Genomic DNA, 20,385 nt, shown 5'->3' on the forward strand with positions numbered 1-20,385 from the left:
GGCACACTCCGGCGCCCCGACAGCGCGTTCAGACTGGTTGGACATGCTGGGCCTAGGCGATTCTGATCCGGCCGCGCTGTGGCGGACCCGAGGTCGTCGCGACCGCTTGTGCGTCCCGATCGGCGTCAACCCCGAGGGCCAACCGGTGTACCTCGACATCAAGGAGGCCGCGGAGCACGGCATGGGCCCGCATGGCCTCTGTGTCGGAGCCACCGGATCGGGGAAGTCGGAGCTACTGCGCACGGTCACGCTGGGCATGCTGGCGCTCAACTCCCCGGAGGTTCTGAATCTGCTGCTGGTCGATTTCAAAGGTGGCGCAACCTTTCTCGACCTGGCCGAGGCGCCGCACGTCGCCGCGGTCATCACCAACCTCGCCGAGGAAGCACCGCTGGTCGCGCGGATGAGCGAAGCATTGGCGGGGGAGATGAACCGTCGACAACAGCTGCTGCGCGCGGCCGGATTCGCCAGCGTCTCGGCATATGAGCAAGGACGCGGCCCGGGTTCGGCGCCGCTGCCGACATTGTTTGTCATTGTCGACGAATTCTCCGAACTGCTCAGTCAGCATCCCGATTTCGCGGACATGTTCGTCGCTATCGGACGGCTGGGTCGGTCATTGGGAATGCACTTGTTGCTGGCCAGTCAGCGCCTCGACGAGGGCAGGCTGCGTGGACTGGAGGCACATCTGTCATACCGGCTGTGTTTGAAGACGTTGTCGGCCAGCGAGTCACGAGCGGTGCTGGGCACGGCGGACGCCTACGAGTTGCCCAACATTCCCGGTGTCGGCTTGCTTCGGACCGCGGGCGGCGGACTCATTCGGTTTCAGGCCGCATCCGTATCCGGTCTGACCCAGCCCACGCGCGCTGTCGAATCCAGCTCATTGGTGGTGCGGCCCTTCACCGCCGAACCCGTGGGAGCAGTCGCGCCTGCCGATGTCGCGCCGGGAATCTCCGTCGTCGCTTCGGTATTGGAACGGCTGGCGTCCCATGGGCCACCCGCACACCGGGTTTGGTTACCGCCGCTGGGCACCGCACCGTCGCTGGGCGCGCTGCTGTGTACCAGCCCGCCGGCGCATTTGCAGGTTCCAATAGGTGTGGTCGACCGACCGTACGAGCAGTGCCGCAGCCCGCTACTTGTCGATTTATCCGGTGCCGCGGGCAATGTCGCGGTCGTCGGTGCCCCGCAGTCGGGAAAGTCGACCGCACTGCGCACACTGATACTCGCGCTGGCCGCCACTCACGACGCGGTGCAGTTCTACTGCATGGACTTCGGTGGCGGAGGGCTGTCCGCGCTGCGGGATTTGCCGCAGGTGGGGGCAGTTGCCGACCGAGGCCAACCTGAGCTCGTCCGGCGCATGACCGCCGAAGTGGAGTCAGCGGTGCGGTCCCGCGAAGCTTACTTCCGCCGCCACGGGACGCTGGACTCGTTTCCCGAGATGTTCCTGGTCGTTGACGGCTGGGCTAGTCTGCGCCCGGAGTTCGAAGCGGTCGAAGAGTCGATCACCGCCCTTGCGGCTCAAGGACTTTCCTACGGGGTACATGTCGTGTTGTCGGCAACTCGTTGGGCGGAGATCAGGCCCGCGTTGCGGGATCAGCTGGGCAGCCGTATCGAGTTGCGGCTCGGCGATCCGGCGGACTCCGAACTGGACCGTCGGCGGGCTCGTGAAGTGCCCGGCGAGCATCCCGGCCGCGGCCTGACGCGCGATGGTTCGCACATGATGATCGCGTTGCCCACCGAAGTCGACGTGCGCCAAGACGGACCGCCGGCTCCGCCGATACCGCTGTTGCCGGCCCGCGTGGACTACCGCACGGTTATCTCGGAAAACGAGCATGCCGCCGCGATCCTGCTCGGCCTCGGCGAACGACTCGAACCGGTGGCCGTGGACTTCGAGCATCTATTGGTATTGGGAGACAACGGCTGTGGCAAGACCGCCATGTTGCGCACCCTTTGCCGGGAGATCGTCCGCACCAACACCATCGAACAGGCGCAACTGTTCATCGTCGATTTCCGGCGAAACTTGCTTGGCGTGTTGGAATCCGGATATCTCGGCGGCTTTGCGATGTCACCCGCTGCCTTGGGGACGCTGCTGCCGGGCCTGATCGACGTGCTGAGACAGCGGATGCCCGGCCCCGATGTCAACCAGATGCAGTTGCGGGACAGATCCTGGTGGAACGGACCGGAGCTCTACCTCGTCGTCGACGACTACGACCTGGTTGCCACCCCGGCCGGCAACGCATTACACGAACTGCTCGAATATCTGCCGTACGCAACGGATCTCGGACTTCACATCGTCGTGGCGCGCCGTTGCGGGGGAGCGGCGAGGGCATTGTTCGAACCGCTGCTCGCCGGACTGCGCGACTTCGGCTGTCTGGGACTGATGATGAGCGGGCGTGCCGAGGAAGGGGCGCTGCTCGGATCCAGGCCCCCGGTGCCGCTGCCCCCTGGTCGTGGCGTGCTGATCAGCGCTCCTGGCGTCGAACAGCTCATCCAGGTCGCCTGGAGCCCGCCACCGTGACCTCGCACCGCGCAGTCATTGCCGTCGGTCCCGACCGTGTCCGTCGATTGTGTTGCGGTGCAGGCGAAGTTGGCGCTGATGCGGCGGCGGCACTGGAGGCAGTCGACGACTCGGTGGTGCTGGTGGATGAGCGGCCGGTCGCGGTCGACGAGCTGTGGTCGAGCGTGCTGAGTTCGTTGGCCGCCGGGCACTGCGGCCTTGTCGTCGTGCATCCGTCCTGGTGGCCGGCGGCGCGCGTCGGCGTGGCGCGCAATGCCACGCGGACGCTCGGTGAAGACGTTGACGTACAACCGCGGTCCTGGTTGCTGTCGCAGCCGGGGTCCGAGGCACCGTCGGTCGTCGTGGAGATCGCCGACCGGTTGGTAGCTGTCACCGGGCTGGACGTCGTCGCGGTCTCACGCCGGCGCGGACCCGAAGTGGTCACCGAAGAAGTCGCCTCCATTGTCGCCAGGCGAGCCGCGACGATGCAGCGACCCGAGGTGTTGATCGATGCGCCCAGCGCGGTCGGCGACGCGGCACGGCTGGCGACGTTGATCGCCCGTGCAGTCCCGGAAGGCGCCACGATCATTGACGACGACGCATTGGGGCGTAGGGCTCGAGCCGCCACGATGATTCCCGCCGAGCCAGTCGCCGCGCAGGTGCCGCCACATGCGCGGGGGCGAGCGGTCGCGCGATTCGTCTGCGCGGGCATCGGCGTGTCGGCAGTGGCACTGGCGTTGTCTTTGCTTAGCGGCGAGGACCCGCGGCGCGCGGTCCTCACACCGGCGGCGCCCACCACGGTTCTGGTCGAAGGCAGGGTCGCATTGACAATTCCGGCGAACTGGCTCACCCAGCGCGTCGTCGCCGGACCCGGCTCGGCCCGGGTACAGGTCACCTCGCCAGCTGACCCCGAGGTGGCGTTGCACGTCACGCAAACACCGACGCCGGCAGAGACGCTGGCCGACGCCGCCGATCGGTTGAAACGTGCGATCCTCGCCGAGCCCGCTGGCGTGTTCGTCGACTTCAACCCCTCCGGTTTCCACGCAGGGAGGCCAGTGGTGACCTATCGCGAGGTCAGGGCCGTCCACGACGTTCGGTGGACGGTACTGGTCGATCGGTCGGTGCGGATCAGCATCGGATGCCAGAGCCGGCGCGTCGACCCGGACAGCATTCGCGAGACGTGCGAGCAAGCGGTGCGCTCAGCGCACTCGCTGGAATGAAAGTGGAACCAAAACGGGCACGCCAGCCGTCCAATCGAATATGACTACTTTGAACGCCGACTTCGACCTGATGCGCGCGGTCGCGGCCACCACCGATGCCCGCAACGAGGAGATCCGGACCATGCTGCACGCCTTCGTAGGCCGAGTGAGCAGCGTGCCGCCGTCAGTATGGGGCGGGCTTGCGGCCGCCCGATTCAAGGACGTGCTGGACCGCTGGAACGTCGAGTCGGCCCGCCTGTACCACGTCCTGGGCACTATCGCCGACACCATCCGCTGCAACGAGGCCGCCTTGCGCGAGGCGGGTCAGAGCCACGCCCAGCGCATCGCGGCCAGTGGGGGGAATCTGTGATGGCGGGCGAACCGGTACTTTCCTACAACTTCGACGCCATCGAATGCTCGGTCCGCCAGGAGATTCACACCACATCGGCCCGGCTCAATGCCGCGCTGCACGAGCTGAGGTCTTCGATCGCGCCGCTGCAACATTTGTGGACCCGCGAGGCAGCCGCTGCCTACCAGGCCGAACAGCTCAAATGGCACCAGGCGGCCACCGCACTCAACGAGATACTCGTCGAGTTGGGGCACGCGGTCCGCGACGGCGCCGACGAGGTGGCCGGCGCCGATCGTCGGGCTGCCGGCGGTTGGGCGCGCTAGTCATTTTGACCTGCGGGGATGCCCCTCGGTAAGCTGCACCGTTGGCGTGCGGGTACCTCCGGGTACTTCGGATTCCAGGGTTCCTCGGGTCTACGTCGGTCGCCGAGACGAACCCCAACCGCACGTCTGACCGGCACCCGGGTCGCACCGGGATCCAACCCGAGAGAAAAGAAGGTAAGCGCTGTGCCTACATACGCGCCCAAGGCGGGTGACACCACGCGCTCGTGGTACGTCATCGACGCCACGGACGTAGTGCTTGGCCGCCTTGCCGTCGCAGCTGCCAATCTGCTGCGCGGCAAGCACAAGCCGACGTTCGCGCCCAATGTCGACGGTGGTGACTTCGTCATCGTCATCAACGCCGAGAAGGTCGCCATCAGCGGCGACAAACTGCAGAGCAAAATGGCCTACAGCCACTCGGGTTATCCCGGCGGTCTGCGCAAGCGGAGCATCGGTGAGCTGCTGCAAAAGCACCCCGACCGGGTGGTGGAGAAGGCGATCGTCGGCATGCTGCCCAAGAACAAGTTGAGCCGACAGATCCAGAAGAAGCTTCGTGTCTACGCCGGCCCGGAGCACCCCCACACCGCTCAGCAGCCGGTTCCGTACGAGATCAAGCAGGTGGCACAGTGACCGAAACCAGTCTGGAAACCACCGAAGTGACCGAGACGGTGGTCGAGAGCGAGTCGTTCGTGTTCGAGCGCCCCATCCAGACCGTCGGCCGCCGCAAGGAGGCCGTGGTGCGGGTGCGGCTGGTGCCCGGCAGCGGCAAGTTCGACCTCAACGGCCGCAGCCTGGAGGACTACTTCCCGAACAAGGTGCACCAGCAGCTGATCAAGGCTCCGCTGGTCACCGTCGAGCGGTTGGAGAGCTACGACATCTACGCGCTGCTGCACGGCGGCGGCCCGTCCGGCCAGGCCGGCGCGCTGCGGCTGGGCATCGCCCGCGCCCTGATCGTGGCGAACCCCGAGGACCGTCCGGCGCTGAAGAAGGCCGGCTTCCTCACCCGTGACCCGCGCGCCACCGAGCGCAAGAAGTACGGGCTGAAGAAGGCCCGCAAGGCGCCTCAGTACAGCAAGCGCTGATCGGCGACCACTTTTTGGCTGCGAGCGGGTGTCGCTCGGCGTGTCGCGGGTATAAGACGCACGCTCGCAGCCAACAGTGGGTATCTGCAATGTCGCTATCTGTGAGAGGTTTGTCCGCATGGGTCGACTATTCGGCACCGACGGCGTCCGCGGAGTCGCCAATCGTGAGTTGACCGCCGAACTGGCGCTTGCGCTCGGCTCCGCGGCGGCGCGGCACCTGGCGAGCTCGGCGGGGCCTGGACGTCGCGTTGCGGTCATCGGTCGCGATCCGCGAGCCAGCGGCGAAATGCTGGAGGCCGCGGTGATCGCCGGCCTGAGCAGCGAGGGTGTCGACGCGCTACGGGTCGGGGTGCTCCCGACACCGGCGGTGGCCTACCTGACCGGTGCGTACGACGCCGACTTCGGCGTAATGATTTCGGCCTCACACAACCCGATGCCGGACAACGGCATCAAGATCTTCGGTCCCGGCGGCCACAAACTGGACGACGACACCGAGGACCAGATCGAGAACCTGGTTGCCGCCGGGCCCGGTTTGCGGCCCGTCGGCGCGGAAATCGGCCGCGTGATAGACGCTGCGGACGCCGCCGAACGCTATCTGCGCCACGTCGGCAAGGCCAGCACCAATCGGCTTGACGGTCTCACCGTCGTCGTCGACTGCGCGCATGGCGCGGCCTCCGAGGCGGCGCCGAGTGCTTATCGCGCGGCCGGAGCGCGGGTCATCGCCATCAACGCCGAGCCCAATGGTCTGAACATCAACGACGGGTGCGGTTCCACCCACCTGGACGCGCTGCGCGCGGCGGTCATCGCTGAGGGTGCCGACCTGGGTCTGGCGCACGACGGTGACGCCGACCGCTGCCTGGCCATAGATGCCAACGGTGAACTCGTCGACGGCGACACCATCATGGTGGTGCTGGCCCTGGCGATGAAGGACGCCGGCGAGTTGGCCTCCGACACGCTGGTCGCGACGGTGATGAGCAACCTTGGGTTGCACCTGGCCATGCGTGCGGCCGGCGTGACGGTGCGTACCACCGGCGTCGGCGACCGGTATGTCTTGGAAGAGTTGCGGGCCGGCGAATACAGCCTGGGTGGTGAGCAATCGGGTCACATCGTGATGCCGGCGCTGGGCTCCACCGGTGACGGCATCGTCACCGGACTTCGGCTCATGACCCGCATGGTGCAGACGGGTTCGTCATTGGCTGCGTTGGCATCGGCGATGCAGACGTTGCCGCAGGTGCTGATCAACGTCGAGGTCGCCGATAAGGCCGCCGCCGCCGCGGCACGCTCGGTACAGACCGCGGTTGCGCAGGCCGAGGCCGAACTCGGCGATACCGGTCGGATTTTGTTGCGTCCCTCGGGAACCGAGCCGCTGATCCGCGTCATGGTGGAAGCTTCCGACGAGGAGATCGCGCAGCGGTTGGCTACCAGCGTGGCCGACGCGGTCAGCACTGCCGACTAAATCTTTTTGGAACCTAGACGCCGTTCGCCGCGTCGAACTAGGTATGAGAGTTGAAAGTGCTGCGCTGTACCGGATCGCTGACCGAATTTCCGCGGCGGCCGGGCAAATCGATGATGCGGTAGGAAATCACCTGTCGCACTTGAGTTTTTGTGGAGCCCGCGCCGGCCGCGAATATGCTGAATACGGCGCTGCGGTGCGCGCCGGGCTGGACGGACTGGCCGCCGACCTTTCGCAGTGGTCCCGGGCGGCGCAGCAGATCGCGCTCGCATTGCGCGCCGGTGTCGACCGCTACCAGGACGCCGAGCGGTATGCCGCCGCCCGGATCGACTGACCGTGGCCGAGTGGTTTGATGTCAGCGGGCGGCTGGCGGAAGGACTGCCGGCGGTGGAGCACACGCAGAGCTATGTAAGCGCCTGCCACGATCCAACTCCGATCCGCGATCTGTACTCCAGTGAGGACGGCCTTGATCTTCGCGCGCTCGACGCCGACTGCGCGGCGCTGCGCGCGGCCGCCGCCCTTGCGGCCGAAGCGTTGCGCTTGCAGCGGGATCAACTCGCTGCCGTGCCGGGGGTATGGGCGGGGGCGGGTGCGGACTCCGCGGTTGCGTTCCTGCAGCGTCATTGCGATGCAGCCGTCGCGGTGGTCGCCGAAATCCGGGCGGCGGCCCGGCGGTGCGAGTCGTTGCGAGACGGCTTGTGGGATCTCGTCGACGCAAAGGTCGCGACCGTTATCGCGATCGACGACCGCACGCTGCCGCACCAGCCGGTATGGCTGGCCGCGGCCGCGGCGGCTACCACCGAAGCGGCGGCCCAGAATATCGTCAACCAACAAATAAAGCCGTACGTGGACAACGATATTCGCCACGACTGGCTCACTGCCATGCACTCGAACCGAGCGGGCGTCACGGCCTGCTACGACACGGTCACCGACCAGTTCGCCGCCACGCCGCGAGCACACTTCGAAAGCCCCGTCGACTTCGGTCCCAGCAGTCCGCCACCGCGGTCGCCTGGCAGTCCGGCGCCCGTGGCGGCGGCCGTCGCACCGGCTACATTTTCCCGACCGTCGGTGTCGGCGCCGGTGCAGACGCCGAATTCGCCGCTGGTGCAACCGGAATGGGGGCAGGGGGTGAGCGAGTCCTCCGGCATGGCGAGTGTGGACAGCGGCCTCGGTGACGGCGGCGAGCTTGACAGTGCGGATGGGTCCGGCGGTGCCGGTGGACTCGGCGGTGCCGGTGTGCTCGGTGGCCTCGCGAGCCGCATTGTGCAAGCGATAGACAGCCTGTTGGGAGCGGCCACCGATCAAGCCGGCTACGCGGACGAACCACTGGACGAAGAAGGCGAACAGGACGATCCGGACGAGCCAGAACCCGGTCAGACCGAAAAGCCCGAAGCGACAAAAGCATTCGAGCCCACCGGGCGCGTCGGCGGTCCGGTCACAGTAGCCGCTCAACCGGTGCCGGAGGCGCCACGACCGGTGCCGGAGGCGTCACCGCCGCCGGTGCAGGCCGGGGCGCCGCCGGTGCAGGGCGCCGAGCCCGTTATCGCGCCGGCCAGACCGCCGCTTCCGCCGGGGGCAACGCCGTGCGAGATCGCCGCCAACGAACTGCCGCAGGCCGGCCAGTGAAACTCAGCTGCGCATCAGTGCGATCGAAGCTCCAACAACTCCTCGACATAGCGCACCGCTTCGCGAGGGTCTGCCGTGGCCGGTCGGACCATCAACGTGGTCACCCCAGCCTCGGCGAACACGCTCAACCGCTCGGCGACGAAGCCGCGCGGGCCGATCAGCGACACCCCGCGGACCAGTTCGTCGGGCAACGCCTCGATCGCCTCCCGTTTGCGGCCGGCCAGGTACAGCTCCTGGATACGGTCGGCAACCTCGCCGAAGCCGTATCTGGTGGCCAAATCGTGGTAGAAGTTACGACCCTTGGCGCCCATGCCGCCGATGTAGAGGGCCAGTTGCGGCTTGATCCACGCAAACCGGTCATCGACATCATCGCCGAGGGCCAACGAGGTGCCGACCATCACGTCCAGCGGCCCCAGCGCAGGATCCCGCTTGGCACCGCCGGCCGCCAGCGCTTCGCCCCACACCAGATGTGCCTTGTCCGGATAGAAGAACGCCGGCTGCCAACCTTCGGCGATTTCCGCCGTGAGTTCGACGTTCTTGGGGCCCAGTGCCGCGATCGATATCGGAATTCGTTCTCGCACTGGATGATTGATGAGGTGCAGTGCCTTTCCCAAGCCCGTCCCGCGGTCTGCCGGCAGCGGGATCTGGTAGTGCTTCCCGTCGTACTCAAGCCGCTCCCTGCGCCACACGCGCCGACAGATTTCGACCGCTTCGCGGGTACGGCCCAGCGGGGCGTCGAACTCCACGCCGTGGAAGCCCTCGATCACCTGTGGCCCGGAGGTGCCGATCCCGAGGTGGAATCGGCCGTCGGAGACGTAGTCCAGACCCGCGGCGGTCATCGCCAGCAACGTCGGCGTGCGGATGTACAGCGGCAGCACTCCCGAGGCGAGTTCGACGGTGTTAGTCTTGGCCGCCAAGAAACCCAACTGGCTGATGGCGTCGAACGCGTACGCCTCGGCCACCACGGCAAGGTCGATGCCGAGCTTTTCCAGTTCGACCACGCGTTCGACGGCCTCGTGGAATCCGCCCGAGTAATCCAGTGCTATCCCGATGCGCATCAACGACACTTACCACGGGGTCACCTACCCCGAGGAGGTACCCGTCCAGTACTCGGCGAATCGCCGGCCGTCGGCGGCAAGGCGCAGAATGTCATTGCCGGTGAAGCCAACCGAACCATCGGGGGCCTGCCCGGACCCGGCCCACCGGGCGGCCACCCAATCGCCGTCGCGAAACGGACCGATCTCCACGGTAAAAGTCAAGTCCGTCAACATATTTCGCGTCTGGGCGACGATCTGTTCGAGTTCGTCGGGGCCGTGAATGTCGCGGTCCGGCCAGTGACCGACGAAGTCGTCGGTGACGATCTCAGCGGCGATGGGTCGTCCGGCCCACAGTTCTGTGATCCAGCGTTGATACAGGTCGTGGACGGTCATTTGAGCAGCGCCACGATCTTCTCTTCGGGGGTCACCGGCGGCGCTTCGAGGTCTACTGCATCGGTCTTGGGCAGCGTCACCTCGGGGTCGGCGAAGTCGCGGTAGGTCTTGTCACCAGCCAGGGTGTAGAGCAGGTAGCCGGTGAGTAGAGCGCGGACCGCCCGCTGGGTCTTGCGGTCCGAACCGGCCAGCCCGAGCGCCTTGGGCAGTCGGCGTCCCTCCACCAGACCGCCGGCCTCGGCCTTGCTGACGATGCGCAGCGTTGCCTTCTCCCACGCCAGATCCAATGCCAGCGCGTTGGAGTTAAAAGATTTGGGGTCGCCCGGTGCGCTCAAAATCAGGCCCGGAACGTCCAGCGTCGCGGCAGGTCGCTCAGCAGGGGGCGCTGTCACCGTCGGGAACAACGCCACCGCAGCCGCGGGCTTGTTCGGCATACCGGCCGCTGCGAACACCGCTGCCGAACCTCCGAAGCCGTGGCCGACCACGCCGAGCTTGGTGGGGTGCACGCTGATTTCACCCGGCCCCAGCCGTACCCCCGCCACGATGTCGAGGGCGACGCCCATGTCGAAGGCCAGATTCATCACCGACGGCACGAGGCCGCGCTGGGTATCCGGCGCGCCGGACACAATGCCCCAGGACGCCAGATGCTCGAGCAGACCGGAATACTGCGCAGCGCCAGTCAGCCAGTCGTGGCCGAACGCGATAGCGGGCAGGTTCAGCCCGGCTTCGGGGGTGTACACCACGCCCGGTAGGCCGGCAAAGGCCAGGTCACCACGCAGAACGCGGTGCGGACCGCGGCGGTTGAGGGCGGCGATGAGCTTACGGATCCGAGCCACCCACCGAACGTTAGCGGACGTCAGCAGTGCAAAGGGGGATGGGTAATGTGCCCCCAGCTCGCGCCAACCCGTCCGAGACGCCGGCGTTTGATGCGGATGGGACAAAACAGGCCGTTTGTGCAGGTAGCGAGCTAGCCGTTACCGGCGGTCCCGGTGATAATTCCGCACCTGCACTACCCTGGTCAGAATGTGCGGAATCGTCGGCTACGTCGGGCAGCGCCCTGCCTGCGACGTCGTCATGAACGCCCTACGCCGGATGGAATACCGCGGCTACGACTCGTCGGGCATTGCGCTGGTCGACGGCAAGGGCAAGCTCACGGTACGCCGCCGCGCCGGTCAGCTAGCCAATCTGGAAGCCGCGATCGCCGAAATGACCCCGACCGAACTGGCCGGCACCGCCGGGCTCGGTCACACCCGCTGGGCCACGCACGGCCGCCCCACCGACCGCAACGCACACCCACACCGCGACGCCGCCGGCAAGATCGCCGTCGTTCACAACGGGATCATCGAAAACTTCGCCTCGCTGCGCCATGAGCTGGAAGCCGAAGGGGTGGAGTTCGCCAGCGACACCGACACCGAGGTCGCGGTTCACCTGGTCGCGCACGAGTTCCATCACGGTGAGACCGCCGGTGACTTCGTCGCCTCCGTACTGTCCGTGCTGCGCCGTCTCGAGGGCCACTTCACCCTGGTATTCGCCAACGCCGACGAACCCGGCACCATCATCGCCGCCCGCCGGTCGACGCCGCTGGTCATCGGCATCGGCGACGGCGAAATGTTCGTCGGATCCGACGTCGCCGCATTCATCGAACACACTCGCCACGCGGTCGAACTCGGCCAGGACCAGGCCGTGGTTATCAATGCGGATGGCTACCGCATCACCGACTTCACCGGCAACCCAGAGGTCGAGTACCGCGAATTTCATATCGACTGGGACCTGGCCGCCGCGGAAAAGGGCGGCTACGAGTACTTCATGCTCAAGGAGATCGCCGAGCAGCCCACTGCGGTGGCCGACACGCTGCTCGGCCACTTCGTGGGCAACCGCATCGTGCTCGACGAGCAACGCCTGTCCGATCAGGAGCTGCGCGAGGTCGACAAGGTCTTCGTCGTCGCCTGCGGCACCGCCTACCACTCCGGACTGCTGGCCAAGTACGCCATCGAGCACTGGACGCGACTGCCGGTGGAAGTTGAGCTCGCGAGTGAATTTCGATATCGGGACCCGGTGTTGGACCGCAGCACGCTGGTGGTGGCCATCTCGCAGTCCGGTGAAACCGCCGACACCTTAGAAGCGGTTCGGCACGCCAAAGAACAGAAAGCCAAGGTACTGGCGATCTGCAACACCAACGGGTCCCAGATCCCGCGCGAATGCGACGCGGTGCTCTACACCCGGGCCGGCCCGGAAATCGGGGTGGCTTCCACTAAAACGTTCCTGGCCCAGATCACCGCCAACTATCTGGTGGGCCTGGCGCTGGCCCAAGCGCGTGGCACCAAATACCCCGACGAGGTCGAGCGCGAATACCGCGAGCTGGAGGCGATGCCGGAACTGGTCGCCCGGGTCATCGCCGCGACCGACCCGGTGGCCGAGCTGGCCTACCGGTTTGCCAAGTCTTCGACCGTGCTGTTTTTGGGCCGGCACGTCGGCTACCCGGTGGCACTGGAAGGCGCACTCAAGCTCAAAGAGCTGGCCTACATGCACGCCGAGGGCTTCGCGGCCGGTGAACTCAAGCACGGACCGATCGCGCTGATCGAAGACGACTTGCCGGTGATCGTCGTCATGCCCTCGCCGAAAGGCCAGGCCACCCTGCACGCCAAGCTGCTGTCGAACATCCGCGAAATCCAGACACGCGGAGCGGTGACGATCGTCATCGCCGAGGAAGGCGACGAGACGGTGCGTCCCTACGCCGACCATCTGATCGAGATGCCTTCGGTGTCAACGCTTTTGCAGCCATTGCTGTCCACGATCCCATTGCAGGTATTCGCCGCATCGGTGGCCCGGGCCCGTGGCTACGACGTCGACAAGCCGCGAAACCTGGCCAAGTCGGTAACTGTCGAATAGTCTTCGGAAGCTAATGAGATGGGGCATCGTTAGCTTCGCGGTTTTCGTCGTCGCATATGTCAGCCTTGCTGTGCTGTACGCCATTACCGGCATGGGTCCGCCGCATCCCGTCACCGACGGTCAAGCGGCGGCCGACGGAACGACGGTGACATTGGACATCGAAGGCATCCAGCCGTATCGCAGCGTGCTGGTTGCCAACCTCACCGTCTCGCCCGGGCCCGCACTGCTGGATCCGCGGACCGGCAATCTCACCGAAGACCTCAGCGTCTCAGTCACGTCCGCGGCGACACCGACGAAACACTCCTGGCCCAAAGGCACCCAGCCAGGCGTCTTTCCGGTCCCGCTGAACATCAACGGGGACGTGTCGGATTGGCCGTTCGACGGCTACCGGTCGGGCCCGATCTCGGTCGATCTGTTTCGCGGTGCCGAGCAAGTACCGGAACGCGCGTCGGTCACGTTTGTCGATCGTCTTCCCGGCTGGCACGTCCAGGTGCCCGGCGGAAAGGACGCCGTGCCCTACCGAGTAGAAGTGCAGCGGTCGCCAAGCACCGTCGCCTTGGCCGTCGTCCTGCTCGGGGTGTTGGTCGCGCTGGCTGGTTTCGGCCTCGTCGTGGCCATTCAGACGGTGCGCAACCGGCGTAAATTCCAGCCGCCGATGACAACGTGGTTCGCGGCCATGCTCTTTGCCGTGATACCGCTGCGCAACGCGCTGCCCGACTCACCGCCGTTTGGGGCCTGGGTGGACGTGATGATCGTGATTTGGGTGATCGTGGCGCTCGTGGTCGCGATGGGGGTGTACGTGTTCTGCTGGTGGCGGCATCTGGCACCTGACGCGCAGGCGCCCGCCAATCCCTGATGTGCGCCATGCGAAGGTAATGCCGTGGCGAAGACATCGGTGTCGACACGCAGCATCATCGGTTTGGCGGTCTTCATCTTGGCGTACGTCGCGGCGATCGCGCTTTATGTCAACAGCGGGATGGGCCATCGGCACCAGATTTCCAACGGTTCGGGTGACGGCACCAGGGTGACCGTTGACATCGAAGACATCCAGTCCAACAACGGCACGCTGATAGCAAACATCACCGTCGCGCTCGCGCCTGCCTTGGTCGATCCGGAAACCGGCGCCCTGAAGGAAGACCTCAGTGTCGTCGGCAACTCGCTGGCCCAAGCCAATAAGCGCATTTGGCCCAAAGGCACAGTCCCTGAAGTCTTTCGAGTGCCGATAAGCCTCACCGGCGACATCGCAAACTGGCCTTTCGACCGCTACCAGACCGGACCGATCAACATTCAACTCTTTTCCGGCGATTCGAAAGTGCCCGCACCGGTGACCGTGACTCTGGTCGACCGGCTGCTCGGCTGGGAAGTCGACGTCTCCCGCATCAACATCGGCGAACTCCGTACGCCATACCAATTGCATTTGCACCGCTCGCACAGCACGACGGCGTTCGCTGTGCTGATCCTCGGTGTCCTCATCGCGCTGGCCGGAATGGCATTTTTCGTCGCGATCCAGACGATGCGGAACCGGAGAAAATTCCAGCCGCCGATGACGACTTGGTACGCGGCGATGCTGTTCGCGGTGATGCCCCTGCGCAATGCGCTGCCAGACTCGCCGCCCTTCGGAAGCTGGATGGACGTCACCATCGTCCTGTGGGTCATCGTCGTCTTGACGATTTCACTGGTGCTCTACATCTCTTGCTGGTGGCGGCACACTGCGCCTGAGGACAGCCAAGTTCCGACCGTAGCGGCAGGCAGCACATGAAACTCGGCATCGCGGGCCTACTGCTCTTCATCGCGGCCTATTTCGCGTCGACCTCGCTGTACGGCAGCGCAGGCAAGGGCCCGCATGATCTGACGCAAGGCCAGCCGGCGGCCGACGGGACCACGGTGACGATCGATCTGCAAGACGTTCAGCAGAGCAACACCGTGCTGCTGGCCAACCTGGCGATCTCTCCCGGACCCAAGATGCTGGATCCGCGAACGCACGGCCTCACCGAGGATCTCAGCGTCGTTGTGACGTCCGCGGTGTCGCCCACCAAGCGGACCTGGTCGAAAGATATGCTGCCCGGTACTTTTCCGGTACCGCTCACCCTCAGCGGCGACGTTGCCGACTGGCCATTCGACCACTACGTGTCGGGCCCGATCACCGTCGAACTCTTCCGCGGTCCCGAACAACTTCAGGAACGCGCGGCGGTGCGGTTCGTCGACCGCCTGGCCGGATGGCAGATCAGCGTTCGCGACTCCGGCAACGATCGCGGGCTCGCCCCGTACCAAGTGAACCTGCAGCGCTCGGCCGGCACCGTGGCATTCGCCGTCGTGATCCTCGGCGCGCTGATACTTCTGGCCGGCATCGGCCTCTTTGTGGCAGTTCAGACCGCGCGGGACCGCCGGAAATTCCAGCCACCCATGACGACGTGGTATGCGGCAATGCTTTTCGCGGTGGTGCCGTTGCGAAACGCGCTGCCGAACGCGCCACCGTTCGGCTCCTGGATCGATATCAGGGTTGTTCTCTGGGTGATCGTCGTCCTGGTGCTTTCGATGCTGATCTACATCACGTGTTGGTGGCGACATCTGGCGCCTGACTACGACAAGTCGTGAAAGGGTTGGGTGGTGGCGAACAAGTCGGTGTCGCGGCGGGCGCGGGCCTTGGTGCGTGCCGTCTGGGCATATGTCACGAGCGCGCCACTGACCTACGGCTGGCTGTTGGTGTTGACGATCACCACGATCGTGCAGAACGTCCTCACCGGTCATCAGCTGCACTCGATCCTGCTGCACCGCTACACCAACATTCACGCGCTGGCGACTGACCCGCTCGGCGTGCTGTTCTCCAGCCTGCTGTGGATCGACGGCAAGAGCTTGGAACCGTACTTGCTGATGTTCACCATCTTCCTCGCGCCCGCTGAACGATGGCTGCGTCAATTGCGTTGGCTCACCGTGGGATTGAGTTCACACATATTGGCGACCTATATCAGTGAGGGCCTGCTGTACCTGTCGATCGAGATGCGCGAGGCCTCGGAGAGATCAGTGCGTGCACACGACATCGGCGTCAGCTACTTTCTGGTGGGCGTGATGGGCGTTCTCACTTATCGCATCGCGCGACCATGGCGGTGGGGCTATCTGGCGGTGCTGCTATTGATTTTCGGCTTTCCCCTGATCTTGATGGACCGCATCGAACTGAGCTTCACCGCTATCGGCCATTTCGCGGCTCTGCTGATCGGCCTGGCGTTTTATCCGATGGCCCGCGAGCGCAAGAGCACCCCCTGGAATCCGGCCACACTCAAGGATCTGTTTCGACGGCGCAAGGAACCGGAGGCCTCAGAGGGCGCCTCGTAGCAGCGCACCCGCAAGCGACGTCGGCTCACGAATCTCGGCGGTGTGCAATGCTGGCAATGATGCGGCATTACTACTCCGTAGACGCAATTCGCGACGCCGAAGCGCCGCTGTTGGCCAGCCTGCCCGATGGTGCACTGATGAAGCGGGCGGCCTACGGGTTGGCTACCGCGATCCTCCGCGAACTCAAGGACCGCACTGGCGGCGTTGCCGGACGCCGGATCTGCGCCGTCGTCGGTTCCGGGGACAACGGTGGCGATGCCCTGTGGGCGGCCACCTTCCTGCGCCGACGCGGCGCGGCCGCCGACGCGATCCTGCTCAACCCGGAACGCGCCCACCGAAAAGGTCTCGCGGCGTTTCGCAAGGCCGGTGGTCGGATAGTCGAAAACGTCCAGCCGGCAACCGATCTCATTGTCGACGGAGTGGTGGGCATCTCCGGGTCAGGTCCGCTGCGGGCGAATGCCGCCGAGGTGTTCGAGGCGGCGCCGACCGTGCCCGTCGTCGCCGTCGACATCCCCAGTGGCATCGATGTGGCCACCGGCGCGACCAGCGGGCCCGCCGTGCGTGCCGCGCTCACGGTGACCTTCGGCGGCCTCAAACCGGTTCACGCGCTGGCCGACTGCGGACGCCTCGAACTCATCGACATCGGGCTCGACCTGCCCGAAACCGACGTCCTTGGTTTCGAGGCCGGCGATGTCTTGGCGCGCTGGCCGATCCCCGGATCCCATGACGACAAGTACACCCAGGGCGTCACCGGAGTGCTGGCCGGATCCTCGACCTATCCGGGTGCGGCGGTCTTGAGCGCCGGCGCGGCAGTCGCCGCCACCTCGGGCATGGTCCGCTACGCCGGTAGCGCCAACCATGAAGTGCTCGCGCACTGGCCGGAAGTCATTGCCGCGCCCACCCCCGCGGCGTCCGGCCGGGTACAGGCGTGGGTGGTCGGGCCAGGACTGGGAACCGACGAAACAGGCGCTGCCGCACTGTGGTTCGCGTTGGAGAGCGACCTGCCGGTATTGGTGGACGCGGACGGGCTGACCATGCTGGCCGCCCACCCCGATCTGGTGGCCGACCGTGCCGCGCCGACGGTGTTGACACCGCACGCCGGCGAGTTCGCCCGGCTGGCCGGGTCGGCGCCCGGGGACGATCGGATCGGCGCCACGCGACGGCTCGCCGACACGTTCGGCGCCACGGTTCTGCTGAAAGGCAACGTCACCGTTATCGCCGAACCCGGTGGCCCGGTCTACCTCAACCCGGCCGGGCAGTCGTGGGCGGCCACCGCCGGCTCGGGTGACGTGCTGTCCGGAATGATCGGCGCGCTGCTTGCGTCGGGTTTGCCGGCCGCCGAAGCGGCCGCCGCAGCGGCGTTCGTGCACGCGCGCGCGGCCGCGCTCTCGGCGGCCGATCCCGGGCCCGGTGACGCACCGACCTCGGCCTCGCGAATCCTGCGGCACATCCGCGCCGCCCTGGCTTCCCTCTAACAGCCCCCACCGAAAGGATCGTCGTGTCACGCAGCCACCCGTCCATGGCCACTCACTCCATCGCGCCCGCCTACACCGGGCGGCTGTTCAACGCGCCGGTTCCCGCGCTGCGATTGCCCGAGGAGTCCATGGACCCCGACGCCGCCTACCGCTTCATCCACGACGAGTTGATGCTCGACGGCAGTTCCCGGCTGAACCTGGCCACCTTCGTCACCACGTGGATGGATCCCGAGGCCGGCAAGCTGATGGCCGAGACGTTCGACAAGAACATGATCGACAAGGACGAATATCCGGCGACCGCGGCCATCGAACAGCGCTGCGTATGCATGGTGGCCGACCTGTTCCACGCCGAAAACCTCAGCGACGCCGACCCTTCCAGCGCATGCGGTGTGTCCACAATCGGGTCCAGCGAGGCGGTGATGCTGGGCGGTCTGGCCATGAAATGGCGGTGGCGCGAGAAGGTCGGTAAAGACTGGAAGGGGCGCACCCCGAACCTGGTGATGGGCTCCAACGTGCAGGTGGTGTGGGAAAAGTTCTGCCGCTATTTCGACGTCGAACCGATCTACCTGCCGATGGAAGAGGGGCGCTACGTCATCACCCCCGAACAGGTAGTCGAGGCCGTCGACGAGAACACCATCGGCGTGGTGGCGATCCTGGGCACCACCTACACCGGTGAACTCGAGCCCGTCGCAGCGATCTGCGCGGCCCTGGACAAACTTGCCGCGGGCGGTGGCGCGGACGTTCCGGTGCACGTCGACGCGGCCAGCGGTGGCTTCGTGGTGCCGTTCCTGCACCCCGAGCTCAAGTGGGATTTCCGGCTGCCGCGGGTGGTGTCGATCAATGTCAGCGGCCACAAATACGGCCTGACCTACCCCGGCATCGGCTTCGTGGTGTGGCGCAGTGCCGAGTACCTGCCGGAGGACCTGGTTTTCCGAGTCAATTACCTCGGCGGCGACATGCCGACCTTCACGCTGAATTTCTCCCGGCCCGGCAACCAGGTCGTCGGCCAGTACTACAACTTCCTGCGACTTGGCCGCGAAGGCTATACCCAGGTGATGCAGTCGTTGTCGTCGACGGCGCGCTGGCTGGGGGAGCAGTTGCGTGTCGGGGAGCACTGCGAGTTGATCACCGATGGTTCGGCGATCCCGGTGGTCAGTTTCCGGCTGGCCCGCGACCGCGGCTACACCGAGTTCGACGTCTCCCATGAGCTGCGGACCTACGGCTGGCAGGTGCCGGCCTACACCATGCCCGACAACGCGACGAACGTGTCCGTGCTGCGCATCGTGGTGCGTGAGGGGCTGTCCGCAGACCTGGCCAGGGCACTTCACGACGACGCCGCCAAGGCTTTGGCGTCCCTGGACAAGCTTAAGCCCGGCGGGCACTACGACGCCGAGCACTTCGCGCACTAGCTTTTTGCTCCCCTTTTGCCCGCGAGCCGAACCACACGGCGAAAATCGGCCGGAAATTCCGCAGCCTGGTTCGGCTCGGCGGCGAGATGGGGCGAGCCTGGTTCGGCTCGGCGGCGAGGTGGGGCGATCCTCTGGGACAATGGTCGGCGTGTCCGTTACGCCACTCGCCGAGGCCGTCATCGACCTTGGCGCTATCGCACACAACGTGCGGGTGCTGCGAGAGCACGCCGGGAACGCACAGGTCATGGCCGTGGTCAAGGCCGATGGCTACGGCCACGGCGCCACCAAGGTGGCCTACGCCGCGCTGACCGCCGGGGCATCGGAGCTCGGTGTCGCCACCGTGGAGGAGGCACTGGCACTACGCGCCGACGGCATCGCCGACCCGGTGCTGGCCTGGCTGCACCCACCCGGTTTCGACTTCGGCCCCGCGCTGGCCGGCGACATACAGATCGCGGTCTCCTCCCAGCGCCAGCTCGAGGAGTTGTTGGAGGCGGTGCGGCGCACCGACACGCCGGCCACCGTCACCGTCAAGGTCGATACCGGTCTGAACCGCAACGGGGTGGCCCCAGCCGAGTACCCGGCGGTGTTGGCCGCGCTGCGCAAGGCGGCTGCCGATGAAGAAATCACGCTGCGCGGCCTGATGTCGCACATGGTTTTCGCCGACGCGCCCGACGAATCCATCAACGACGTGCAGGCCAAGCGGTTTCGCGAAATGCTCGCCTATGCCCGCGAGCAGGGCGTGGAGTTCGAGGTCGCGCACCTGTCGAACTCGTCGGCGACCCTGGCCCGTCCCGACCTGACCTTCGACCTGGTGCGCCCGGGCATCGCGGTATACGGACTGAGCCCGGTACCTGAGCTGGGGGACATGGGGCTGGTGCCGGCTATGACAGTCAAATGCCCTGTGGCACTGGTCAAGTCGATCAACGCGGGAGAAGGCGTGTCCTACGGGCACACCTGGACGGCGCCGCATGACACCAACGTGGCGCTGATGCCCATCGGTTACGCCGACGGTGTGTTCCGCGCGCTGGGCAATCGTCTCGAGGTGCTGATCAACGGCCGTCGCCGGCCCGGGGTCGGACGGATTTGCATGGACCAGTTCGTCGTCGACCTGGGACCGGGCAAGCCAGACGTCACCGAGGGCGACGAGGCCATTCTGTTCGGGCCCGGCACACAAGGCGAACCAACTGCACAGGACTGGGCCGATCTCGTCGGCACCATCCACTACGAGGTCGTCACCAGCGTCCGGGGTCGGATCACCAGAACCTATCGCGAGGCGTAAACCGTTGAGTGCTGACGAATCCAATCGCGTCCAGAAAGGCAAGGCGTGGCTTG

Annotated in this window: 20 protein-coding genes; 17 read left to right on the forward strand and 3 right to left on the reverse strand. The window is 66.1% G+C overall.

All coding sequences use genetic code 11. The annotated features are described in order from the left end of the window. From eccCb to A5634_RS04175, 9 genes are all read left to right on the forward strand, one after another. A partial coding sequence (gene eccCb / locus A5634_RS04135; RefSeq protein WP_065142815.1) for a type VII secretion protein EccCb occupies positions 1–2,512 on the forward strand: 2,512 nt, incomplete at its 5' end. Continuing rightward, a complete protein-coding gene (locus A5634_RS04140) occupies positions 2,509–3,711 on the forward strand; it encodes a type VII secretion-associated protein (protein WP_065142816.1) in 1,203 nt (400 codons plus the stop codon). The genes eccCb and A5634_RS04140, both read left to right, overlap by 4 nt. A gap of 40 nt (positions 3,712–3,751) precedes the next feature. Next, positions 3,752–4,060 (forward strand): WXG100 family type VII secretion target, encoded by a 309-nt coding sequence (locus A5634_RS04145; RefSeq protein ID WP_065142817.1) that lies wholly within the window; start codon positions 3,752–3,754, stop codon positions 4,058–4,060. Then, the gene (locus A5634_RS04150; RefSeq protein ID WP_065142818.1) at positions 4,060–4,362 is read left to right on the forward strand and encodes a WXG100 family type VII secretion target; all 303 of its coding nucleotides are present in this window, start codon (positions 4,060–4,062) and stop codon (positions 4,360–4,362) included. Before A5634_RS04145 ends, A5634_RS04150 begins: the two co-directional genes overlap by 1 nt. A gap of 183 nt (positions 4,363–4,545) precedes the next feature. Then, entirely contained in the window at positions 4,546–4,989 is a 444-nt protein-coding gene (gene rplM / locus A5634_RS04155) for a 50S ribosomal protein L13 (RefSeq protein WP_065142819.1), read from the forward strand. Continuing rightward, a complete protein-coding gene (gene rpsI, locus A5634_RS04160; protein ID WP_081290188.1) occupies positions 4,986–5,441 on the forward strand; it encodes a 30S ribosomal protein S9 in 456 nt (151 codons plus the stop codon). The genes rplM and rpsI overlap by 4 nt, the downstream gene beginning before the upstream one ends. Positions 5,442–5,559: 118 nt before the next feature. Next, positions 5,560–6,897 (forward strand): phosphoglucosamine mutase, encoded by a 1,338-nt coding sequence (gene glmM / locus A5634_RS04165; RefSeq protein WP_065142820.1) that lies wholly within the window; start codon positions 5,560–5,562, stop codon positions 6,895–6,897. A 43-nt stretch (positions 6,898–6,940) separates the two neighbouring features. Then, positions 6,941–7,228 (forward strand): type VII secretion target, encoded by a 288-nt coding sequence (locus tag A5634_RS04170; RefSeq protein WP_065142821.1) that lies wholly within the window; start codon positions 6,941–6,943, stop codon positions 7,226–7,228. A gap of 2 nt (positions 7,229–7,230) precedes the next feature. Continuing rightward, a complete protein-coding gene (locus tag A5634_RS04175) occupies positions 7,231–8,520 on the forward strand; it encodes a hypothetical protein (protein WP_065142822.1) in 1,290 nt (429 codons plus the stop codon). Between the two features lie 14 nt (positions 8,521–8,534). Here the strand turns inward: A5634_RS04175 and A5634_RS04180 are convergent, their stop codons facing one another. Genes A5634_RS04180 through A5634_RS04190 form a run of 3 tightly spaced genes read right to left on the reverse strand, consistent with a single transcriptional unit; the run spans position 8,535 to position 10,786 of the window. Then, complete coding sequence (locus tag A5634_RS04180) at positions 8,535–9,578, reverse strand: LLM class F420-dependent oxidoreductase (protein ID WP_065142823.1); 1,044 nt, start codon at positions 9,576–9,578, stop codon at positions 8,535–8,537. Positions 9,579–9,602: 24 nt separating this feature from the next. Further along, positions 9,603–9,950 carry a nuclear transport factor 2 family protein gene (locus A5634_RS04185; RefSeq protein WP_065142824.1) on the reverse strand — a complete coding sequence of 116 codons (348 nt, stop codon included), beginning with the start codon at positions 9,948–9,950 and terminating at the stop codon, positions 9,603–9,605. Then, positions 9,947–10,786 carry a dienelactone hydrolase family protein gene (locus A5634_RS04190; RefSeq protein ID WP_065142825.1) on the reverse strand — a complete coding sequence of 280 codons (840 nt, stop codon included), beginning with the start codon at positions 10,784–10,786 and terminating at the stop codon, positions 9,947–9,949. Before A5634_RS04190 ends, A5634_RS04185 begins: the two co-directional genes overlap by 4 nt. A 187-nt stretch (positions 10,787–10,973) precedes the next feature. On the opposite strand from A5634_RS04190, the gene glmS reads away from it, so the two are divergent. From glmS to alr, 8 genes are all read left to right on the forward strand, one after another. Next, entirely contained in the window at positions 10,974–12,839 is a 1,866-nt protein-coding gene (gene glmS, locus A5634_RS04195; RefSeq protein WP_065142826.1) for a glutamine--fructose-6-phosphate transaminase (isomerizing), read from the forward strand. Between the two features lie 13 nt (positions 12,840–12,852). Beyond that, complete coding sequence (locus tag A5634_RS04200; RefSeq protein ID WP_065142827.1) at positions 12,853–13,695, forward strand: DUF4436 domain-containing protein; 843 nt, start codon at positions 12,853–12,855, stop codon at positions 13,693–13,695. A gap of 24 nt (positions 13,696–13,719) precedes the next feature. Beyond that, positions 13,720–14,598, forward strand: a complete 879-nt coding sequence (locus A5634_RS04205; protein WP_253861475.1) for a DUF4436 domain-containing protein — start codon at positions 13,720–13,722, stop codon at positions 14,596–14,598. Continuing rightward, positions 14,595–15,434, forward strand: coding sequence for a DUF4436 domain-containing protein (locus A5634_RS04210; RefSeq protein ID WP_065142828.1), 840 nt, complete (start codon positions 14,595–14,597; stop codon positions 15,432–15,434). The genes A5634_RS04205 and A5634_RS04210 overlap by 4 nt, the downstream gene beginning before the upstream one ends. Before the next feature lie 12 nt (positions 15,435–15,446). Beyond that, positions 15,447–16,169 carry a rhomboid-like protein gene (locus A5634_RS04215; protein WP_065142867.1) on the forward strand — a complete coding sequence of 241 codons (723 nt, stop codon included), beginning with the start codon at positions 15,447–15,449 and terminating at the stop codon, positions 16,167–16,169. A gap of 59 nt (positions 16,170–16,228) precedes the next feature. Continuing rightward, positions 16,229–17,644, forward strand: a complete 1,416-nt coding sequence (locus A5634_RS04220; protein ID WP_065142868.1) for a bifunctional ADP-dependent NAD(P)H-hydrate dehydratase/NAD(P)H-hydrate epimerase — start codon at positions 16,229–16,231, stop codon at positions 17,642–17,644. 23 nt (positions 17,645–17,667) lie between these two features. Next, on the forward strand, positions 17,668–19,053 hold the full coding sequence (locus A5634_RS04225; protein ID WP_155769352.1) for a glutamate decarboxylase: 1,386 nt from the start codon (positions 17,668–17,670) through the stop codon (positions 19,051–19,053). Positions 19,054–19,192: 139 nt separating this feature from the next. Beyond that, positions 19,193–20,332 (forward strand): alanine racemase, encoded by a 1,140-nt coding sequence (gene alr, locus A5634_RS04230; protein ID WP_065142830.1) that lies wholly within the window; start codon positions 19,193–19,195, stop codon positions 20,330–20,332. Positions 20,333–20,385 lie beyond the last annotated feature (53 nt).

Source organism: Mycobacterium asiaticum (assembly GCF_001673365.1).
Lineage (GTDB): Bacteria > Actinomycetota > Actinomycetes > Mycobacteriales > Mycobacteriaceae > Mycobacterium > Mycobacterium asiaticum_A.